The sequence below is a fragment of the Reyranella sp. genome, assembly GCF_965229815.1.
GTDB lineage: Bacteria > Pseudomonadota > Alphaproteobacteria > Reyranellales > Reyranellaceae > Reyranella.
Map to the genome: position 1 here is coordinate 3,170,094 of NZ_CBDDJN010000006.1, position 15,994 is coordinate 3,186,087.

A 15,994-nucleotide genomic window follows, 5' to 3' on the forward strand; every position below is an offset into this window, starting at 1 on the left:
CTATCCATGGGCGTGCGCAAGAGATCCTGGCCCAACCCGTCGCAAGCCAAGCTGCTCGCCGGGGCCGTAGTCGTCGGCCTGGCCGCGGGCTACCTGACCGGCCTCTGGTCCGACCTGGCCTACTGGTTCGACGGCCTCGTCGGGCTGCTCGCCGACAGCACGCTCGTGCCCAACTGGCTGCTCGGCCTGTTCGCCGCCTGTGCCGTCATCGTGGCCGGATGGCTCGGTGCCGCGCTCAGGCCTTCCCGCGACTCCCGCCCGTCCTCATCCGTGACCAGCGAGGACAGTTTCTTCAACATCCGCTGGCGCTGGGCCTACGACGGGTCGGGACGCGTCGAGAAGCCGACGCCCCACTGCCTGCGCTGCGGCAACCGGCTGGTCGTCCGGCAGGTCGGCGACGATCGCGGCCCCGAGTGCTACGAATGCCGCTGCGAGCACTGCGGCCACGTGGCCTGCGAGATCGAAGGCTCCGTCGACGACTTCGAGAAGCGCGTGCTCGACCGGATCCACCAGGTCACCTCGGCTTAGGCCGCGGAGCCGGCGGCTCTAGGCCGCGGCGCGGTGCATCTCGCGGAACAGCGACGGCGTCATGCCGAAGCGGCGCTCGAAGGCCTGGCCGAGACGGGCCGGCGAGTTGAGGCCGACCTTGCCGGCGATGGACTTGAGCGGCAGGCCCTGCGCCAGCAGCGTGCGCGCCGCGTCCAGCCGCAGGTCCTCCACGAAGTGCGCCGGCGTCTTGCCGGTGGCCTCGGTGAACTTGCGGTAGAAGCTGCGCTCGGTGAGGCCGGCGCGCGCCGCCAGGCCGGGCACGTCGAGACGCTGGGCGAGATTGTCCTGCATCCAGTCGATCAGCCGGGCGAACGGCGCCTCGGCGGCCGTCTGGGCACGCAGCAGCGGGCTGAACTGCGACTGGTAGCCCGGTCGGCGCGCATAGAGAACGAAATGGCGGGCGATCAGGTTCGCCGTCGCGGCGCCGAGGTCCGCCTCGACGAGCGCCAGCGCCATGTCGATGCCGGTGGTGACGCCGGCCGAAGTCCAGACCTTGCCGTCGACGACGTAGAGCGCGTCGGAGTCGACCGAAAGCGCGGGGAACGATTCGGCCAGCCGGTCGCAGCTCGCCCAGTGCGTCGCGACGCGCCGGCCGTCGAGAAGGCCGGCGGCGGCCAGCACGAAGGCGCCGGTGCAGACCGAGCCGTAGCGGCGGGTGCCCGGCGCCACGCGCAGCAGCCAGCGCCGCAGGTCCGGCCGCTCCATCGCCACCTTCAGGCCGCGCGATCCGCCGGCGACCAGCAGCGTGTCGGGCTGGCCGCCGATTCGCACGCTGTGCAGGGCGACGCCGGCATTCGATACGACCGGACCGCCGTCGGGCGACACGATGCGAAGGTCGTAGAACGGCTCGCCATGGGCCTCGTTGGCGGCGCCGAACACCGCAGCGGGACCGCTGACGTCGAGGAGCTGGCAGCCCGTATAGGCGAGGATGTCGAGGCGGTGCCGGGGCATTGGCAGAAATTAGCCTAAGTTTGTCATTTCTGCCAGAGCGATCCTCCCCTAGTGTCCCTTCGTTCCAAGGAGATCGTCATGACTGAGCCCGTCGAGATCGGCATTCTGCTCTTTCCCAAGGTCACCCAACTCGATGCGACAGGCCCCGCGCAGGTCCTGTCGCTCGTGCCCGGCGCCCGCGTGCACATGATCTGGAAGACGCTGGACCCGGTGCCGACCGACGCCGGTTTCTCGATCATGCCGACGACCACCTTTGCCCAGTGCCCGCGCCTCGACGTGATCTGCGTGCCCGGCGGCGCGGGGCAGGTCGAGCTGATGGTCGACCGGGAGACGCTGGACTTCCTGCGGCGCCAGGCAGAGACGGCCCGCTACGTCACGTCGGTCTGCACCGGCTCGCTGGTCCTCGGCGCCGCCGGCCTGCTGCGCGGCTACCGTTCCGCCTGCCACTGGGCCTGGCGCGAGATGCTGGCCGACTTCGGCGCCGTCCCGGTCGCGGAACGCGTGGTGCGCGACCGCAATCGCATTTCCGGCGGCGGCGTGACGGCGGGCATCGACTTCGGCTTCACCGTTGCCGCCGAGCTGGTGGGCGAGGAGGCCGCGCGGTCGATCCAGCTCATGCTCGAATACGATCCGCATCCGCCCTTCGACTCGGGCTCGCCCGAGAAGGCCGGCGCCGAGCGCGTCAAACGCCTGCGCGAGCGGATGGCACCGATGCTCGAGAACCGGCGCAAGGCCAATGCCGAGGCCGCGGCGCGGCTGGAGCAAGCCGCGTCGTAGGCCGGGGCAACGAGCGTTCGATCGGAGTCGGCCGAACGCTCGATGCCGAGGATGGGGACGGCTCGACTTGCCGCAAGTCGCTCTAGGCGCGCCCCGCCGTCGCGCTTTCGATGGTGACCGCCTTTCCGGCAGCCGTGTCGAACTTCAGCCGCCGGACATGGTCGAGATCGCGACCGGTCACGCGCACGAAGCGGCTGCCCTCGGGATAGTCGATCGCGTGGATGGCGCCGACGTCGTACACGCCTGCATGGCCGGGCTCGAGCCGGTAGCTCCTGATCTTCTCGAGCCGAGCCTCGCCCGGCCCTTCGCCGCCGTCCAGGCGACGGTACTCGCTCATGTCGGTGTGCTTGACGGCCTGTCCGTAGACCGCCCACGAGCTGCCGTGGTCGTGCGGCGGGCTGCGATGGGGCTTGGGATTGCAGTGGGCGAGAACGACGAAGCCGAGATCCTTGTCCTCGTAGAGCTTGCGCGTGCCCACCGGCGCCGCCGGCCCCACCGCCTCGTCGACGAACGCTTCGTTGGCCAGCAGCTTCTCCAGCAGCACCCGCACCTTCTCGCGGCCGGCCGGCCCCTCGGTGCCGGCCAGGGCCGTCGCGGCATCCTTCACGAAAGCGTCGAGCGTGTAGGTCATGGCGGTCCTCCCGGGCGAAGATCGCCATGGTCGGACCGGCCGTCGCCGGCTGTCAACGCCCGCCGAGGACGCGCCGCGCGATCACCATCCGGTGCACTTCCGACGGGCCTTCGTAGACGCGCATGGTGCGCACCTTCTGCGCCAGCCAACTGAGCGGCAGCTCCTGGGTGACGCCCATGGCGCCGAACGCCTGCTGGGCATGGTCGATCACCTCGGTCGCCATCTCGGTGGCGAAGACCTTGATCATCGAGGCCTCCATGCGCACGTCGCGTCCCTCGTCCTGCTTGACCGCGGCGTCCATCACCATCAGGCGGCAGGCATGCAGCTTGGTCGCGGCATCGGCCACCCACCACTGGATGGCCTGCCGGTCGGCCAGCCTCTGGCCGAAGGTCACGCGCTGGTTGGCGTGCTCGACCAGCATGTCGAGGGCGCGCTGTGCCATGCCGATGCACCAGGAGCCCATCTGCAGGCGGCGCACGGTGAGGCGCAGCTGCATGGGCGCGAACCCGGCGCCGATGCGGCCCAGCACCTGGCTCTCGTGGACCCGGCAGTCCTCGAACACGACCTCGTAGGTGCGCTGGCCGGCCAGCATGGGGATGGCACGCGCCACCACCAGGCCGGGCGTATCCTTGTCGATCAGGAAGGCGGTGATGCCGCCGCGCGACCCGCGCTCGGGATCGGTGACGGCCATGGCGATCGTGAAGTCGGCCTTGGCGATGCGGCTGATCCAGATCTTGCGGCCGTTGATCACCCAGTGGTCGCCGTCCTTCACCGCGCGCGTCTTCATGCCGGCCGGGTCGCCGCCGGCGCCGGGCTCGGAGATCGCGATGGCCGAGGTGGTCTCGCCGGCCGCATAGGGCTCGAGGTATTTCTTGCGCTGCTCGGGGCTGGCGGTCGCCAGCAGCATGTGCAGGTTGGGCGAATCCGGCGGGAAGGTGAAGGGCACCGCCGCGTAGCCCAGCTCCTCGTTGACGCCGACCAGGGCCACGGCCGGCAGGTTCGCCCCGCCCGCCTCCTCCGGCACGTCGAGCGCCCACAGGCCGAGCTCCTTGCATTGCTTGAAGAGCTTCTGGTTCTCCTCGTCGCTGAGCGCCGCCGGCTGACCGGCGGCGAAGCGGTCGAGGATGTTCTTCTCCAGCGGCATCAGCTCGTTGCGCACGAACTTCTTCACCAGCTCGCGCAGCATCTCGTGCTCTTCGCTGACCTTGAACATGTCCCTCTCCTATGCCTTTCCGATGCCCTTGTTCACGAATTCCAGCGTGTGCGTGCGCGCGACGTCGATACCCGACGGCAGCACGCCGACCGCGACCATCGACGCGTAGAAATCCTGCCAGCGCCCATCGCTCATCGCGCCGATCCCGTCCTTCAGCGCATCACCCGACAGCACGATCCCGCGCTCGTTCATGACCTTGATCGCGTAGGCGATCCTGTCGTCGGTCTGCTCCGGATTGGCTTCCTTGATCAGCGCGTTGGCGGCGGCGGTCGCCGGGCCGCCCTTGAGGTACTGCGCCCAGCCCTCGAGCGTCGCGTCGACGAAGCGCTGGACGAGGTCCTTCTTCTCGGTGGCCATGCGGCGCGAGATGGCGATCGTCGTCTGGTAGGCGCTGTAGCCGGCGTCTGCCAGCAGCAGCACGACCGGCGGCCGGCCCAGCGCCTTCTCGATCGAATAGGGTTCCGACGACAGGAAGCCCTGCTGCACGGCGTTCCTGTCGGCCAGGAAGGGCGCCATGTTGAAGTTGTACGGGCGAAGCTGCGTGTCGGTGAGGTCGTATTTCCGCCGGATGAACGGCCAGTAGGTCACCCGCCCGCCGCTGCCGATCAGCAGCGTGCGCCCCCGCAGATCCTCGAAGGTCCTGAAGCCCGTGTCCGGATGGCCGATCAGGACCTGCGGATCCTTCTGGAAGATCGCGGCGATGGTGAAGAAGGGAGCGTCGATGTTGACGAAGTTGAACGCCTCGAAGCTGTTCGACATCGCCATGTCGACCCGGCCCGCCAGCAGCAGCTGGCTGACGTTCAGGCTCGGGCCTCCCTGGCGCAGGTCGCACTCGATGCCGGCCTTCGCATAGAGACCGGCGGCGATCGCCTGGTAGAAGCCGCCATGCTCGGCCTGGGCGCGCCAGTCGGTGCTGAAGCTCACCTTGTCCAGCGTCCGCGCCCGGCTCCGCCGCGGCAGGACCGCCAGCAGCGGGCCGCCCAGCGCCAGACCCGCCGCTCCCCGCAGGGCTGCGCGTCGCCGAAGCCGATAGGCGGTATCGCTCATGCCTTATCCTCTCCGACCGTCCAGTAGCATCGCCAAGCGCTCGCGCAAGGCCGTCGTCGACACCTGCATGGCGCCGAGCGTCGGCATCCAGGTCTCCCAGTAGGGCCGCAGCGACGCCGGCGGATACCAGTCGGTGGGAAAGGCCCCGACGGCGAGGTTGGCCCGCCGCGCGAGCTGCAGCGCCCGCGGCATGTGATAGGCCGAGGTGACCAGCGCCACGCGGCCATCGCCGACCAGGCGGCGGACATTGCGGATGTTCTCGACCGTGTTGCGTGCCTCGCCTTCGGCGACGATCGCGGTCGCCGGCACGCCGAGATCGATCAGGAAGCGACGCATGGCCTCGGCCTCGGTCGTCGCCGGGCTGCCCGGCGGCAGCAGCGACCCGCCCGTGACGATCACTTCCGGTGCCAGCCCGCGATGGTAGAGCCTGGCGGCATGCCACACGCGATCGGCCGAATCCGTCAGGCTGGGGTCGGGAAGCTCCGGCGGCGCCGCCGGGACGATGCCGCCGCCCAGCACGACGATGGCGGCATAGCAGCAGGCCGGCGCCTCGGCGGCCGCCGCGCGCGCCTCGTCCTGCAGCGACAGGAGCATCGCATCGCCGACCGGCGGCATCGCGAGCACGAGCGTCTCCGCGACCGCCACTGCGACGCCGAGGGTGGCAAGCCGGCGCAGGCCAAAGACGGCCAGCACGATCCCCACCACCACGGCGAGCGCCAGCGACGCGGGCGGAAAGATGAAGCCGCTGAGAAACTTGAGGACGACGAACGTGTCCATGGATCGGAACCGCGGCCTATGCCCGGCCTGGCCGCGGAGCGCAAAGCGTCCCCGCCAGAAATGGGAAGGGCGGGCCCGGCTGCCGCCGCGACCCGCCCGTCTTCAAAAGACCATCGCGAATCAGGAAATGCCTAGATGGCTTCCTTGAGATCCTTGGCGACCCGGAAGGCGACCTTCTTCGACGCCTTGATCTTGATCGCCTCGCCCGTCGCCGGGTTGCGTCCCATGCGGGCGGGACGGCTGCGGACCTGAAGGATGCCCAGGCCGGTGATGCGGACCTTGTTGCCCTTCTTGAGATGCTTCACGACCAGGCCGATGAAGTCTTCCAGGGCACCGGTTGCGTCCTTCTTGGTCATGCCGGTCTTCTCGGCCAGTTCGGCCGCTACCTTCGACAGCGGAACGGTGGGAGCGGAGGGTTTGGTTGCCATAGTGAGGGGTCCTTACATTTTCGTTCGTCAACGTCTTCCTGACGCCCCAGGGCGCGTTGACGGCCCAAGGTTATCCACGAATCGCTATGCCGCAAGCCCTCAATGCACGAAAAATGTCGATTCTTGGGGCTTTTTCGGCCATTTGGAGCAGTCATCCACAGAATGCGGAGAGCGTAGAGCGTGTCGACTCCCGGCCTGATCCCGACTTTCACCACCGCCGTCAACACCTGGCAGTGCGACGAGAACGACCATCTGAACGTCCAGTTCTACACCGAGTTCGGGCACGAGGCGTCGGCCCACCTGATGGCCGGGCTGGGCCTCGGACCGCGCGCGCGGCGGGCTGCCGGCCTGGAGCTGACCGTGGCGAGCGACCATATCCGCTACCTCCGCGAGTTCCGCGTGGTCGACACGGTGGCCGTCCGCTCCGGTCCGATCGAAATCGGCGAGAGCGACCTTCTCGTCTACCACGAGGTACGGAACGGATCGGACGACAGCCTGGCCGCGACGATCCGGAGGCGGCTCGTCGCCGCGCAGCCGTGGCCGCAGGACTTCCGTCGTCGCAGCGAGCAGGCCCTGGTGACGCTGCCGGCGCAGGCCGCGCCACGCAGCGTGGGCAAGATCGCCCTCCCCGATCTCACGTTGGGCGACGCCGCACGCTGCGGCCTGATCGAGGTGGGACGCGCCGTCGTCGTTCCGGCGGAGTGCGACGAGCAGGGCGAGCTTCTGCCGCATCACCAGTTCGGCCGCTACTCCGACGGCGCCCCGCTCCTGTGGAATCACCTCGGCTTCGACCGCGCCGCCATGCAGGAGCGACAGGAGGGGTCGGTCGTGGTCGAGATGCTGAACCACTATCGCCGGCCGCTGCGCGCCGGCGACCTGCTGGTGGTGATGAGCGGACTCGCCGCCTACAGCGACAAGACCCTGACCTTCACCCATTTCCTGTTCGAGGCCGAGACCGGCACGCTTGCTGCTTGCGCCGAGGCGGTCGGCATGAAGTTCGACCAGAAGGTTCGCAAGATCATGACATTCAGCGACGACGACCAGGCGCGGCTCGACCAGCGCAAGCTGCGCCTCGCCGCCTGAGGAGAGACCCGATGGATGACAAGACGCGCCTGATCGCCGAGACCGCAAAGCAGCTTCAGGGGCTGAGCTACGACGAGAAGCGCCTGGCCGAGATCGCCGCCGAGGTCGAGATCCTGAACGCCGCGGTCCGCAAGGCGGCCGCCGCGCGGCTGACCTTCGACGACGACCCCGCCGCCTTCGCCAGCGTCATGGCGAGGGAAGCGAAATGATCAACGACGATCTCGCCTTGCGCGATCTCAGCGACATCGCCGATGCGATCGCGGCTGGACGGATCACGTCGGTGCAGGCGACGGAAGCCTGCCTGGCCCGCATCGCGGTGTGGCAGCCGAAGACAAATGCATTCCTTCGGCTGAAGGCCGAGAAGGCGCTGGAGCAGGCCCGCCTCATGGACGCCGAACTCGCCGCCGGGAAGCGGCGCGGCCCGTTGCACGGCGTGCCGCTGGCGCACAAGGACATGTACTATCGCGAAGGCGAGCTCTCGACGGGCGGCAGCGCGATTCGTCGCGACTGGGTGGCGCCCGTCACCTCGACCGTGCTGAAGAGACTCGACGACAGCGGTGTCGTCGAGCTGGGCTTCCTCAACATGGCGGAATTCGCCGCCGGCCCGACCGGCCACAACGTCCATCACGGCCATTGCCGCAACCCATGGGACAGAACGCGCGTCACCGGCGGCAGCTCGAGCGGCTCCGGCGCCTCCGTCGCCGCGCGCATGGTCTTCGGCGCCCTGGGCTCCGACACCGGCGGCTCGATCCGCCTGCCGGCGGCAGCCTGCGGCGTTGTCGGCATGAAGGCGACCTACGGGCGCGTCAGCCGCGCCGGCGCCGTGGCGCGATCGTGGACGCTCGATCATGTCGGGCCGCTCACCCGCACCGTGCGCGACAATGCCCGCATGCTGGCGATCGTCGCGGGTCATGATGTCGACGATTCGACGACCAGCGAGAAGCCGGTGCCCGACTACGAGGCACTGCTCGAGGGCGGGGTCGCCGGCCTGAAGATCGGCCTGTCGCTGCCCGAGGCGCTCGTTCCCGTCGACCCGCAGATCGGCGCCGCCGTGCAGGCCGCCGCCGATACGCTCGGCCGCCTCGGCGCCACGATCACGCCCGCCCGCATGCCCGATTTCACCGCGCTCTATCGCGCCGCCGAGGTGATCGTGAAGTGCGAGGCGGCGGCCATGCACCGGCCATGGATGGAAGCGGACGCGCCCTATGCCAACCAGGTGCGCACGCGCATGGAGGCCGGTTTCTTCATCCCGGCGACGCAGTACATCGACGCGCTCCGTCTGCGCGCCCATTTCGTCCGCGAATTCCTGGCGACGGCGATGGACGGCGTCGACGCGGTCCTGCTGCCGACCATCCCCTTCCCCATTCCCACGATCGAGGAGACCGACGTCGAGGCGTCGGGCGGCCCGGCGACCCTGACGATGGTGGCGCGCTTCACCGGCCTCACCCGTCCCTTCAACACGCTCGGCCTGCCGGTCCTCTCGCTGCCCGGCGGTTTCGATTCCAACGGTCTGCCGATCGGCTTGCAGCTCGTCGGGCGTCCGTTCGACGAGGCCGGGCTGTACCGCATCGGCCACGCCTACCAGGAAGCGACCGACCACCATCGCCGGTTGCCGCCGGACTGACCCCCCTGCCCGCGATTTTTCCGACGCCGCGGAAACGCCCGTGGCATGATCGGCAAAACTTCGGGAGGAAAAGGAATGGCGGATGCACCCAGCGTCGAGCGCCAGCGGCGCGCCCATGTGCCGGACGAGGCATGGCTCGCGCGGCAGGCGGCGGAGACGATCCTCGAGCCCGATCTGCCGATCGTCGATCCGCATCATCACCTGTGGGATCACGCCAATCATCGCTACCTGCTGGACGAGCTGCTGGCCGACACCGGCTCGGGCCACAATGTCGTGGCGACCGTCTACATCGACTGCCGCTCGATGTACCGCGCCGACGGCCCCGCCGAGATGCGCCCGGTGGGGGAGACCGAGTTCGCCAATGGCGTCGCCGCGATGGGCGCCAGCGGGGTCTACGGCCGGACGCGTGCCTGCGCTGGCATCGTCTCGTACGTCGACATGACCCTGGGCGCTCGGGCACGCGCCGTGCTGGAGGCGCACATCGCCGCCGGCAACGGGCGCTTCCGCGGCATCCGCCACGCCGGCGGCTGGGATCCCAGTCCGGACGTCCGCAACAGCCACACCCACCCGCCCGAGGGCCTGTACGGCCGGCCGGACTACCGCGAGGGGGTGGCCCAGCTCGGTGCGCTCGGCCTCACCTACGAGGCCTGGCAGTACCATCCACAGCTCAAGGAGGTCACGGCGCTGGCCCGAACCGTGCCGCAGACGACGATGGTGCTGAACCACTGCGGGGGCCCGCTGGGCATCGGCCCCTATGCCGGCAAGGCTGACGCCGTCTTCGCGGCCTGGAAGGCCGACCTCGCGGAACTCGCCCGCTGCCCCAATGTCGTGGTGAAGCTGGGCGGCCTCGGCATGGACATCGGCCTGTTCGTCGACCAGATGAAACGCCCGGCACCACCATCCTCGGAGGAGATCGCCGCGGCCTGGAAGCCGTGGATCGAGACCTGCATCGAGGCGTTCGGCGCCGAGCGCTGCATGTTCGAGAGCAACTTCCCCGTCGACAAGCTGTCGACGGGCTATGCGGTCCTGTGGAACGCCTTCAAGCGCCTGGCCGCCGGCGCCTCGGCGGCCGAGAAGACGGCCCTGTTCAGCGGCACGGCCCGGAGCATCTACAGGCTGCCGTAGATCGGGCCCCTCCTCCCGATCACACCGTGAGGTTGACCGTCACGTTCTTGCGCTGGGTGAAGCTGTCGAGCATGCCCTCGAGCGAGAACTCGCGGCCGATGCCGCTCTGCTTGAAGCCGCCGTAGGACATGCCCGGCACCTGGCCGAGGCCCTGGTTGACCTGCACCCAGCCCGATTCGACGGCGTGCGCCGCACGCAGGCCGCGGCCGATATCGTGCGTCCAGACATAGGCGGCGAGTCCGTAGTGGCTGTCGTTCGCCATGCGGATGGCCTCGGCCTCGTCGCTCCAGCGGATCGCCACCAGCACCGGCCCGAAGATCTCCTCGCGCGCCAGGCGCCAGTCGTTCGACCGGTCGGCGAACACGGTCGGGATGGCGAAGTAGCCTTCGCTCAGGGGGCCGCTCTTGGGCGGCAGGCCGCCGAACACCAGCTTGGCGTCGGTGCGCTTCAGCCCCTCGTCGACGTACTTGCAGACCTTGGTGAACTGCTTGTTGTTGATGATGGTGCCGATGTCGGTCTTCTCGTCGAGCGGATCGCCGATCTTGAGCGCGGTGGTCTTCTTCTCGAGCTTCCCGAGGAAGGAATCGAAGATGTCCTCGTGCAGGAACAGGCGTGACCCGGCCGTGCAGCTCTGGCTCTGGCGGGTGAAGCGCATGGCGGCGATGATGCCGTCGACCGCCCAGTCCTCGTCGGCGTCGGGATAGACGATCGACGGGCTCTTGCCGCCGAGCTCCAGCGACACCGGAACGATGCGCTCGGCCGCCGCGCGCATCACGATCTTGCCGACCTCGGTCGAGCCGGTGAAGGAGAGCTTGGCGATGCCCGGATGGTTGATCAGCGCGCCGCCACACTCCTCGCCGTAGCCGGTGAGCACGTTCAGCACGCCGGGCGGCAGGAACTCCTGGCAGATCTCGGCCATCAGCAGGACGCCGAGCGGTGCGTCCTCGGCCGCCTTCATGACCATCGTGTTTCCGGCGCACAGGGCCGGCGCGATCTTGAGCGCCCCCAGCATGACCGGCGCATTCCACGGGATCACGGCGCCGACCACGCCCAGCGGCTCGCGGCGCGTGTAGGACAGGACGTTCTCGCCGAGCGGGATCGTCTCGCCCTTGAGCTCGCCGCCCAGCCCGCCGAAGTAGCGGAAGATGTCGGCAGTGAGGTTGGCCTCGCCGCGCGCCTGGGTGCGCAACGCATTGCCGGTCTCGAGCGAGATCGTGCGCGCGATGTCCTCGGCGCGGGCCTGCAGGGCCTCGGCGATCTTGAGCAGCACCTTGCCGCGCTCGCGCGCGGGAACCTTGCGCCAGTCGACCTGCGCCTTGGCCGCAGCGGCCACGGCGCGATCGACGTCGGCGGCGTTGGCGCGCGGCACCTCGGCGACCGGCGTGCGCTTGGCGGGATTCTCGACGGTGATGCGGGCGCCCGACGCGCTGTCGACCCATTGGCCGCCGATCAGCATGCCCTTCGACGAGACGGCGTGTGCCTGCGACTTGCTCTGGGTGGCGGTGCTGGACATGCGAGTCCTCCGGTTACCGTGAAAGGGCCGGAGTGTGGCCCGCATGGCCAGCCGCTACAAGTTACGCCGCGTGCGCGAGCGGCGTCGCCAGCGCCTCTTCCGCACTGAGCGTGCGAGCAACGGCGTGCACCGTTGCCGCAATCCGGACCGATGCCTGGATCTGCTCGATGGAGAGGCCATGCTCGCGGCAGACCTTCTCGTGAGCCTCGAGGCAGAGGCCGCAGCCGTTGACCGCCGAGACGACCAGCGACCACAGCTCGAAGTCGACCTTGTCGACGCCCGGCCTGGCCATGGCGCTCATGCGCAGGCGGGCCGGCAGGGTCTTGTAGTCGGCGCCGTGCACGAGATGCACGAACCGGTAGTAGATGTTGTTCATCGCCATGAGCGACGCGGCGATCTTCGCCGCGTTCAGCGCCTCCGGCGAAAGCTCTCCGGCAAAGGCGCCGACCACGCCCTGCGTGGTCGGTCCGTGGTTCGCGGCAAGTGCCGCGGCGATGAAGCAGCCGGCCCGCTGCGGCGGCGACAGCAGCGTCTCCGACGCGAGGCTCGACAGGTTGAGCTTCAGGTCCCGCGCATAGTCCGGCAGCCGGTCCTTCAGGTCGTCGAGGGTCATGACGGCTAGGCCGCCTTCAGCACGTCGTCGCCCTTCTGCCAGTTGCACGGGCAGAGCTCGTCGGTCTGCAGCGCGTCCAGCACCCGCAGCACTTCCTGCGGATTGCGGCCGACCGACAGGTCGTTGACCGACACGAAGCGGATGATGCCCTCGGGATCGACGATGAACGTGGCCCGCAGGCAGACGCCCTCCTGCTTGTCGAGGATGCCGAGCGCCTCGGACAGCTCCCGCTTGATGTCGGCCAGCATGGCAAACGGCAGCGCCTTCAGGTCGGCATGGTTCTGGCGCCAGGCGAGATGCACGAACTCGGTGTCCGTCGACACGCCGTAGACCACAGCGTCGCGGTCGTTGAACTCCTTGTTGAGCTTGCCGAAGGCGGCGATCTCGGTCGGGCAGACGAAGGTGAAATCCTTCGGCCAGAAGAAGACGACCTTCCACTGGCCGGCATCGGTGGTGTCGGAGACCTGCTTGAAGGCTGTTTTCGGATCGGTGCTCACCACCGCCTTGAGGTCGAACGCGGGGAACTTGTCGCCGATGGTCAGCATGGAACGCTCCTGAACAAAGATTGGAACGATTCCAATATCTCCAATGACCGCCTAATTGCAAGTGCTTCGCAGAGTCATTTAATAATAAGCCATTATTTGTTCTTTTTCAGAGCCTTGCGCTTACGCTTGGCGGTCAGCTCGCCGTACTTCATCCCTTCCAGCTTGATCCCGTCGGGATCCAGGAAGAACACGGCGTAGTAGTCCTCGTAGTACTCGTCCGCCGGATCGACGATGCGCACGCCTTCCTTCTCGAGAAAGGCCTGGAGCGCGTCGACGTCCCGCCGGCTGCGCAGTTCGAAGGCGTAGTGGTGCAGGCCGACATCGCCGATCCGGTAGGTCTTGCGGCCCTCCGCCGGCGCGATCCAGTAGCGCGTCCGGCCGTTGGTCCAGCCGATCGTCTGCGGGTACTCGTCGGAAATCTCGAAGCCGAGGAAGGCGAACAGCCGGCCGTAGAACGCCTTCGACTTCTCGTAGTCGCGCACCCGGATGGAGATGTGGTCGATGCCGACCACCTTGCAGACCGGCTTCGACTTCGACTTCGCCATGCTGCCCTCCTTCGGGATTTCCGTGGCCACAACGGCGGGGATGTCGGAATGTTTCGCGTCGGCCAGAACGACTATGGGGGGCAATATGAGGTCACTGTCGAGGGCCATCGCGGCATTCGCGCTGGCAGGGATCGCGTGGACCGCCATGCCGGCGGAGGCGCAGACCATCGACCGGATCCGCAGCAGCAAGACGCTGCGGCTCGGCTACAATCCCGACGCGCCGCCGTTCTCCTTCCTCGTTCCCGGTGCCTCCGCCACGGCCGAGCCGCAGGGCTATTCCGTCGACCTCTGCCGGTCGGTCGCGCGCAAGCTCGGCGGGCAGCTCGGCCTTCCCGATCTCAAGGTGACCTGGGTCAAGGTCGACACCGCCGACCGCTACGAGGCGATCACCGGCGACAAGGCCGACCTGCTGTGCGAATCCTCGACCGCCACGCTGTCGCGCCGCAAGATCGTGGACTTCTCGATTCCCATCTTCATCGACGGCGCGAGCTTCGCCATCCGGCCCGACGGGCCTCGCGACGTGAAGCTGCTCGCGGACAAGAAGGCCGGCGTGCTGCCCAGGACCACGACCGAGCAGGACCTGCGCCGGGCGCTGGCCCATGCGAAAGTCTCCGCCGAGGTCGTCCTGGTCAAGAGCAACCAGGACGGGCTGGACCAGCTCGACAAGGGAACCATCGCCGCCTATTTCGCCGACCGGGCCACCCTCACCTTCCTGCTCCGGAAGGAGAAGAAGTTCGCCAGCCTGCTGCTGGCGGACACCTATCTCAGCGTCGAGCCGATCGCTCTCGCCCTGCGCCACGGCGACGGGGAGTTCCGCCTCGCCGTCGACACCGCGCTCAGCCACATCTACCGGAAGGGCGAGATCGTCCCGATCTTCAAGGAGGCGTTCGGTCCGCTGGCCAATCCCAGCGCGCTGCTGGCCGCCCTCTACCAGGTCTCGGGCTTGCCTGACTGACCGAGTCGGGCCATCTGCAAGGGATGCGTCTTTCCGTTCTCGATCAGTCGATCGCCGTCGCCGGCCGCCCCCAGGACCAGTCGATCCGCAACACCGTGGCCCTGGCCCGTCATTGCGAGGCCCTGGGCTACGAACGCTTCTGGGTCTCGGAGCATCACAACCATCCGACCATCGTCGGCACCGCGCCCGAGATCGTCATCGCGGCCATCGCCGCCACCACCGAGCGCATCCGGATCGGCAGTGCCGGCATCATGTTGCCGCACTACTCGCCCTTCAAGGTGGCCGAGGTCTTCCGCGTGCTCGATGCCCTGGCGCCCGGGCGGATCGACCTCGGGCTGGGGCGGGCGCCGGGATCGGACGGCCGCACCGCCTTCGCCCTCAACCCGGCGGCCAACGAGCGCCCCGAGCATTTCCCGGCCGACGTCCGCGACCTGATCGCCTGGGTCCACAACGAGCCGCTGGTCGAGCGCCATCCCTTCGCCATGGTGCAGGCCTTCCCGCAGGCCGAGACCGCGCCCGAAGTGTGGATCCTGGGCAGTTCCGACTACGGCGCGCAGGTCGCGGCGATGTTCGGCCTGCCCTACTGCTACGCCTGGTTCTTCAGCGACGGCGCGGGCGGCGAGCGGGCCATCAAGCTCTACAAGGAAAAGTACCGGCCGAGCGCGCGCCATCCCGAGCCTCGATCGGGCCTCTGCGTCTGGGCGCTGGCGGCCGGGACGATGGAGGAGGCGCAGCACCATTTCACCTCGCGCGCCCTGTCGCGCATGAATCGCGACCGCGGCATCCTGGTGCCGCTCGACACGCCCGAGGCGGCCGCCGAAGGCCTCAAGGCCTTCGATCCCGGCCGTGTCGAGCGCTTCCGCCGCGATTCCTTCGTCGGCACCGGCCCCGAGGTCGCCCAGCGCATCGTCGATCTCAAGGAGCACGTGGGCGTCGACGAGATGGCGGTCGTCACCTGGACCCACGACGAGGAGGTGCGGCGCGCGAGCTACACCCACCTCGCCCGGGCCATGGGCTTCGCGCCGGCCTGATCGTCAGCGCGCCTCGGTCCAGCTCTCGGAGAAGGCGAGCGCGCAGGTGCTGAACGGACGGCCCTCGCGTTCGCGCTTCCAGGGCAGACCGCGCGCCTGGCTGCCGTTCAGCGTCAGGCGCGCGCCCATCGCCGGCACAAGCACGGTGCAGACCCCGTAGGGCCGGTTCTGCGGCGGCTGGTTGGGCTCGGTGTGGATCAGCAGCGGCTCGCCGATATCGTGCCAGGTCATGGCGATGTCGGCGTCGTGCGCCTTGATGTGCTCGGTCCAGAAGTAGCGCGGATCGCCCGACTTCGAGAAAGCGGCTTCGATCACCGGGATCGACGTGTCCTTGAGCTCGGCGTTCAGCATGCCCTGCACCGTCTGCTGCAGCCAGCGCGCCATGGCGATGTTGTCGGAATAGATCCGCCAGTGGCCGTGCGTGAGCTCGCTCTTGAGGTAGAGGACGTGGCCGGGGCCGGCCGGGCAGAACAGGATGCGCCAGTAGCTGGCATCGGTCGTGTTCGGCTCGCCGTCCTTCTCGCTGAGGCGGATGAACGGGTTCTCGCCGGTCAGGATCAGGCGATGGGGATCGGCGACGGGCATGA

General features: G+C 68.6%; 19 protein-coding genes. 8 read left to right on the plus strand and 11 right to left on the minus strand.

Translation table 11 applies throughout. The annotated features are described in order from the left end of the window. Nucleotides 1-12: 12 nt before the first annotated feature. The gene (locus ACO073_RS26605) at nt 13-528 is read left to right on the plus strand and encodes a hypothetical protein (protein WP_422001814.1); all 516 of its coding nucleotides are present in this window, start codon (nt 13-15) and stop codon (nt 526-528) included. A gap of 18 nt (nt 529-546) precedes the next feature. Here the strand turns inward: ACO073_RS26605 and ACO073_RS26610 are convergent, their stop codons facing one another. After that, complete coding sequence (locus tag ACO073_RS26610) at nt 547-1,500, minus strand: GlxA family transcriptional regulator (RefSeq protein WP_422001815.1); 954 nt, start codon at nt 1,498-1,500, stop codon at nt 547-549. A gap of 78 nt (nt 1,501-1,578) precedes the next feature. Between ACO073_RS26610 and ACO073_RS26615 the strand changes: the two genes are divergently transcribed. Next, nucleotides 1,579-2,277 (plus strand): DJ-1/PfpI family protein, encoded by a 699-nt coding sequence (locus tag ACO073_RS26615; protein WP_422001816.1) that lies wholly within the window; start codon nt 1,579-1,581, stop codon nt 2,275-2,277. Nucleotides 2,278-2,359: 82 nt separating this feature from the next. Here the strand turns inward: ACO073_RS26615 and ACO073_RS26620 are convergent, their stop codons facing one another. The 5 genes from ACO073_RS26620 to ACO073_RS26640 all read right to left on the minus strand — a co-directional run bounded on the left by ACO073_RS26620 (nt 2,360) and on the right by ACO073_RS26640 (nt 6,373). Beyond that, nucleotides 2,360-2,908: a hypothetical protein gene (locus ACO073_RS26620; RefSeq protein ID WP_422001817.1), complete on the minus strand. Its 549-nt coding sequence runs from the start codon at nt 2,906-2,908 to the stop codon at nt 2,360-2,362. A 52-nt stretch (nt 2,909-2,960) separates the two neighbouring features. Then, entirely contained in the window at nt 2,961-4,121 is a 1,161-nt protein-coding gene (locus tag ACO073_RS26625) for an acyl-CoA dehydrogenase family protein (protein WP_422001819.1), read from the minus strand. A 9-nt stretch (nt 4,122-4,130) separates the two neighbouring features. Next, complete coding sequence (locus tag ACO073_RS26630) at nt 4,131-5,168, minus strand: ABC transporter substrate-binding protein (RefSeq protein ID WP_422001821.1); 1,038 nt, start codon at nt 5,166-5,168, stop codon at nt 4,131-4,133. A gap of 3 nt (nt 5,169-5,171) precedes the next feature. Then, on the minus strand, nt 5,172-5,945 hold the full coding sequence (locus tag ACO073_RS26635) for a YdcF family protein (RefSeq protein ID WP_422001823.1): 774 nt from the start codon (nt 5,943-5,945) through the stop codon (nt 5,172-5,174). A gap of 131 nt (nt 5,946-6,076) precedes the next feature. Next, nucleotides 6,077-6,373 carry an HU family DNA-binding protein gene (locus ACO073_RS26640; protein WP_422001824.1) on the minus strand — a complete coding sequence of 99 codons (297 nt, stop codon included), beginning with the start codon at nt 6,371-6,373 and terminating at the stop codon, nt 6,077-6,079. Between the two features lie 180 nt (nt 6,374-6,553). On the opposite strand from ACO073_RS26640, the gene ACO073_RS26645 reads away from it, so the two are divergent. The 4 genes from ACO073_RS26645 (at nt 6,554) to ACO073_RS26660 (ending at nt 10,205) form a co-directional block, all read left to right on the plus strand. After that, nucleotides 6,554-7,456: an acyl-CoA thioesterase gene (locus ACO073_RS26645; RefSeq protein WP_422001826.1), complete on the plus strand. Its 903-nt coding sequence runs from the start codon at nt 6,554-6,556 to the stop codon at nt 7,454-7,456. Between the two features lie 11 nt (nt 7,457-7,467). Next, the gene (locus ACO073_RS26650; RefSeq protein WP_422001828.1) at nt 7,468-7,665 is read left to right on the plus strand and encodes a hypothetical protein; all 198 of its coding nucleotides are present in this window, start codon (nt 7,468-7,470) and stop codon (nt 7,663-7,665) included. Next, nucleotides 7,665-9,080: an amidase gene (locus ACO073_RS26655; RefSeq protein WP_422002225.1), complete on the plus strand. Its 1,416-nt coding sequence runs from the start codon at nt 7,665-7,667 to the stop codon at nt 9,078-9,080. Before ACO073_RS26650 ends, ACO073_RS26655 begins: the two co-directional genes overlap by 1 nt. 75 nt (nt 9,081-9,155) lie before the next feature. Continuing rightward, a complete protein-coding gene (locus tag ACO073_RS26660) occupies nt 9,156-10,205 on the plus strand; it encodes an amidohydrolase family protein (protein WP_422001830.1) in 1,050 nt (349 codons plus the stop codon). 19 nt (nt 10,206-10,224) lie between these two features. Here the strand turns inward: ACO073_RS26660 and ACO073_RS26665 are convergent, their stop codons facing one another. The 4 genes from ACO073_RS26665 to ACO073_RS26680 form a co-directional block, all read right to left on the minus strand. Next, complete coding sequence (locus tag ACO073_RS26665) at nt 10,225-11,718, minus strand: aldehyde dehydrogenase family protein (protein WP_422001831.1); 1,494 nt, start codon at nt 11,716-11,718, stop codon at nt 10,225-10,227. Nucleotides 11,719-11,779: 61 nt separating this feature from the next. Continuing rightward, nucleotides 11,780-12,331, minus strand: a complete 552-nt coding sequence (locus tag ACO073_RS26670; protein WP_422001832.1) for a carboxymuconolactone decarboxylase family protein — start codon at nt 12,329-12,331, stop codon at nt 11,780-11,782. Between the two features lie 5 nt (nt 12,332-12,336). Then, nucleotides 12,337-12,876 (minus strand): peroxiredoxin, encoded by a 540-nt coding sequence (locus ACO073_RS26675; protein ID WP_422001834.1) that lies wholly within the window; start codon nt 12,874-12,876, stop codon nt 12,337-12,339. 92 nt (nt 12,877-12,968) lie between these two features. Further along, the gene (locus ACO073_RS26680; RefSeq protein WP_422001836.1) at nt 12,969-13,421 is read right to left on the minus strand and encodes a VOC family protein; all 453 of its coding nucleotides are present in this window, start codon (nt 13,419-13,421) and stop codon (nt 12,969-12,971) included. Nucleotides 13,422-13,506: 85 nt separating this feature from the next. Between ACO073_RS26680 and ACO073_RS26685 the strand changes: the two genes are divergently transcribed. Continuing rightward, nucleotides 13,507-14,376, plus strand: coding sequence for an amino acid ABC transporter substrate-binding protein (locus ACO073_RS26685; RefSeq protein ID WP_422001838.1), 870 nt, complete (start codon nt 13,507-13,509; stop codon nt 14,374-14,376). Nucleotides 14,377-14,399: 23 nt separating this feature from the next. Then, nucleotides 14,400-15,407: an LLM class flavin-dependent oxidoreductase gene (locus ACO073_RS26690; protein ID WP_422001840.1), complete on the plus strand. Its 1,008-nt coding sequence runs from the start codon at nt 14,400-14,402 to the stop codon at nt 15,405-15,407. 3 nt (nt 15,408-15,410) lie between these two features. Here the strand turns inward: ACO073_RS26690 and ACO073_RS26695 are convergent, their stop codons facing one another. Continuing rightward, nucleotides 15,411-15,992, minus strand: coding sequence for a hypothetical protein (locus ACO073_RS26695; RefSeq protein ID WP_422001842.1), 582 nt, complete (start codon nt 15,990-15,992; stop codon nt 15,411-15,413). Nucleotides 15,993-15,994 lie beyond the last annotated feature (2 nt).

What these genes read in the sequence shown, in the direction of transcription:
- ACO073_RS26610 (WP_422001815.1), bottom strand. Translation starts at nt 1,500, where the DNA reads ATGCCCCGGCACCGCCTCGACATCCTCGCCTATACGGGCTGCCAGCTC.
- ACO073_RS26615 (WP_422001816.1), top strand. Translation starts at nt 1,579, where the DNA reads ATGACTGAGCCCGTCGAGATCGGCATTCTGCTCTTTCCCAAGGTCACC.
- ACO073_RS26620 (WP_422001817.1), bottom strand. Translation starts at nt 2,908, where the DNA reads ATGACCTACACGCTCGACGCTTTCGTGAAGGATGCCGCGACGGCCCTG.
- ACO073_RS26625 (WP_422001819.1), bottom strand. Translation starts at nt 4,121, where the DNA reads ATGTTCAAGGTCAGCGAAGAGCACGAGATGCTGCGCGAGCTGGTGAAG.
- ACO073_RS26630 (WP_422001821.1), bottom strand. Translation starts at nt 5,168, where the DNA reads ATGAGCGATACCGCCTATCGGCTTCGGCGACGCGCAGCCCTGCGGGGA.
- ACO073_RS26635 (WP_422001823.1), bottom strand. Translation starts at nt 5,945, where the DNA reads ATGGACACGTTCGTCGTCCTCAAGTTTCTCAGCGGCTTCATCTTTCCG.
- ACO073_RS26640 (WP_422001824.1), bottom strand. Translation starts at nt 6,373, where the DNA reads ATGGCAACCAAACCCTCCGCTCCCACCGTTCCGCTGTCGAAGGTAGCG.
- ACO073_RS26650 (WP_422001828.1), top strand. Translation starts at nt 7,468, where the DNA reads ATGGATGACAAGACGCGCCTGATCGCCGAGACCGCAAAGCAGCTTCAG.
- ACO073_RS26660 (WP_422001830.1), top strand. Translation starts at nt 9,156, where the DNA reads ATGGCGGATGCACCCAGCGTCGAGCGCCAGCGGCGCGCCCATGTGCCG.
- ACO073_RS26665 (WP_422001831.1), bottom strand. Translation starts at nt 11,718, where the DNA reads ATGTCCAGCACCGCCACCCAGAGCAAGTCGCAGGCACACGCCGTCTCG.
- ACO073_RS26670 (WP_422001832.1), bottom strand. Translation starts at nt 12,331, where the DNA reads ATGACCCTCGACGACCTGAAGGACCGGCTGCCGGACTATGCGCGGGAC.
- ACO073_RS26675 (WP_422001834.1), bottom strand. Translation starts at nt 12,876, where the DNA reads ATGCTGACCATCGGCGACAAGTTCCCCGCGTTCGACCTCAAGGCGGTG.
- ACO073_RS26680 (WP_422001836.1), bottom strand. Translation starts at nt 13,421, where the DNA reads ATGGCGAAGTCGAAGTCGAAGCCGGTCTGCAAGGTGGTCGGCATCGAC.
- ACO073_RS26685 (WP_422001838.1), top strand. Translation starts at nt 13,507, where the DNA reads ATGAGGTCACTGTCGAGGGCCATCGCGGCATTCGCGCTGGCAGGGATC.
- ACO073_RS26690 (WP_422001840.1), top strand. Translation starts at nt 14,400, where the DNA reads ATGCGTCTTTCCGTTCTCGATCAGTCGATCGCCGTCGCCGGCCGCCCC.
- ACO073_RS26695 (WP_422001842.1), bottom strand. Translation starts at nt 15,992, where the DNA reads ATGCCCGTCGCCGATCCCCATCGCCTGATCCTGACCGGCGAGAACCCG.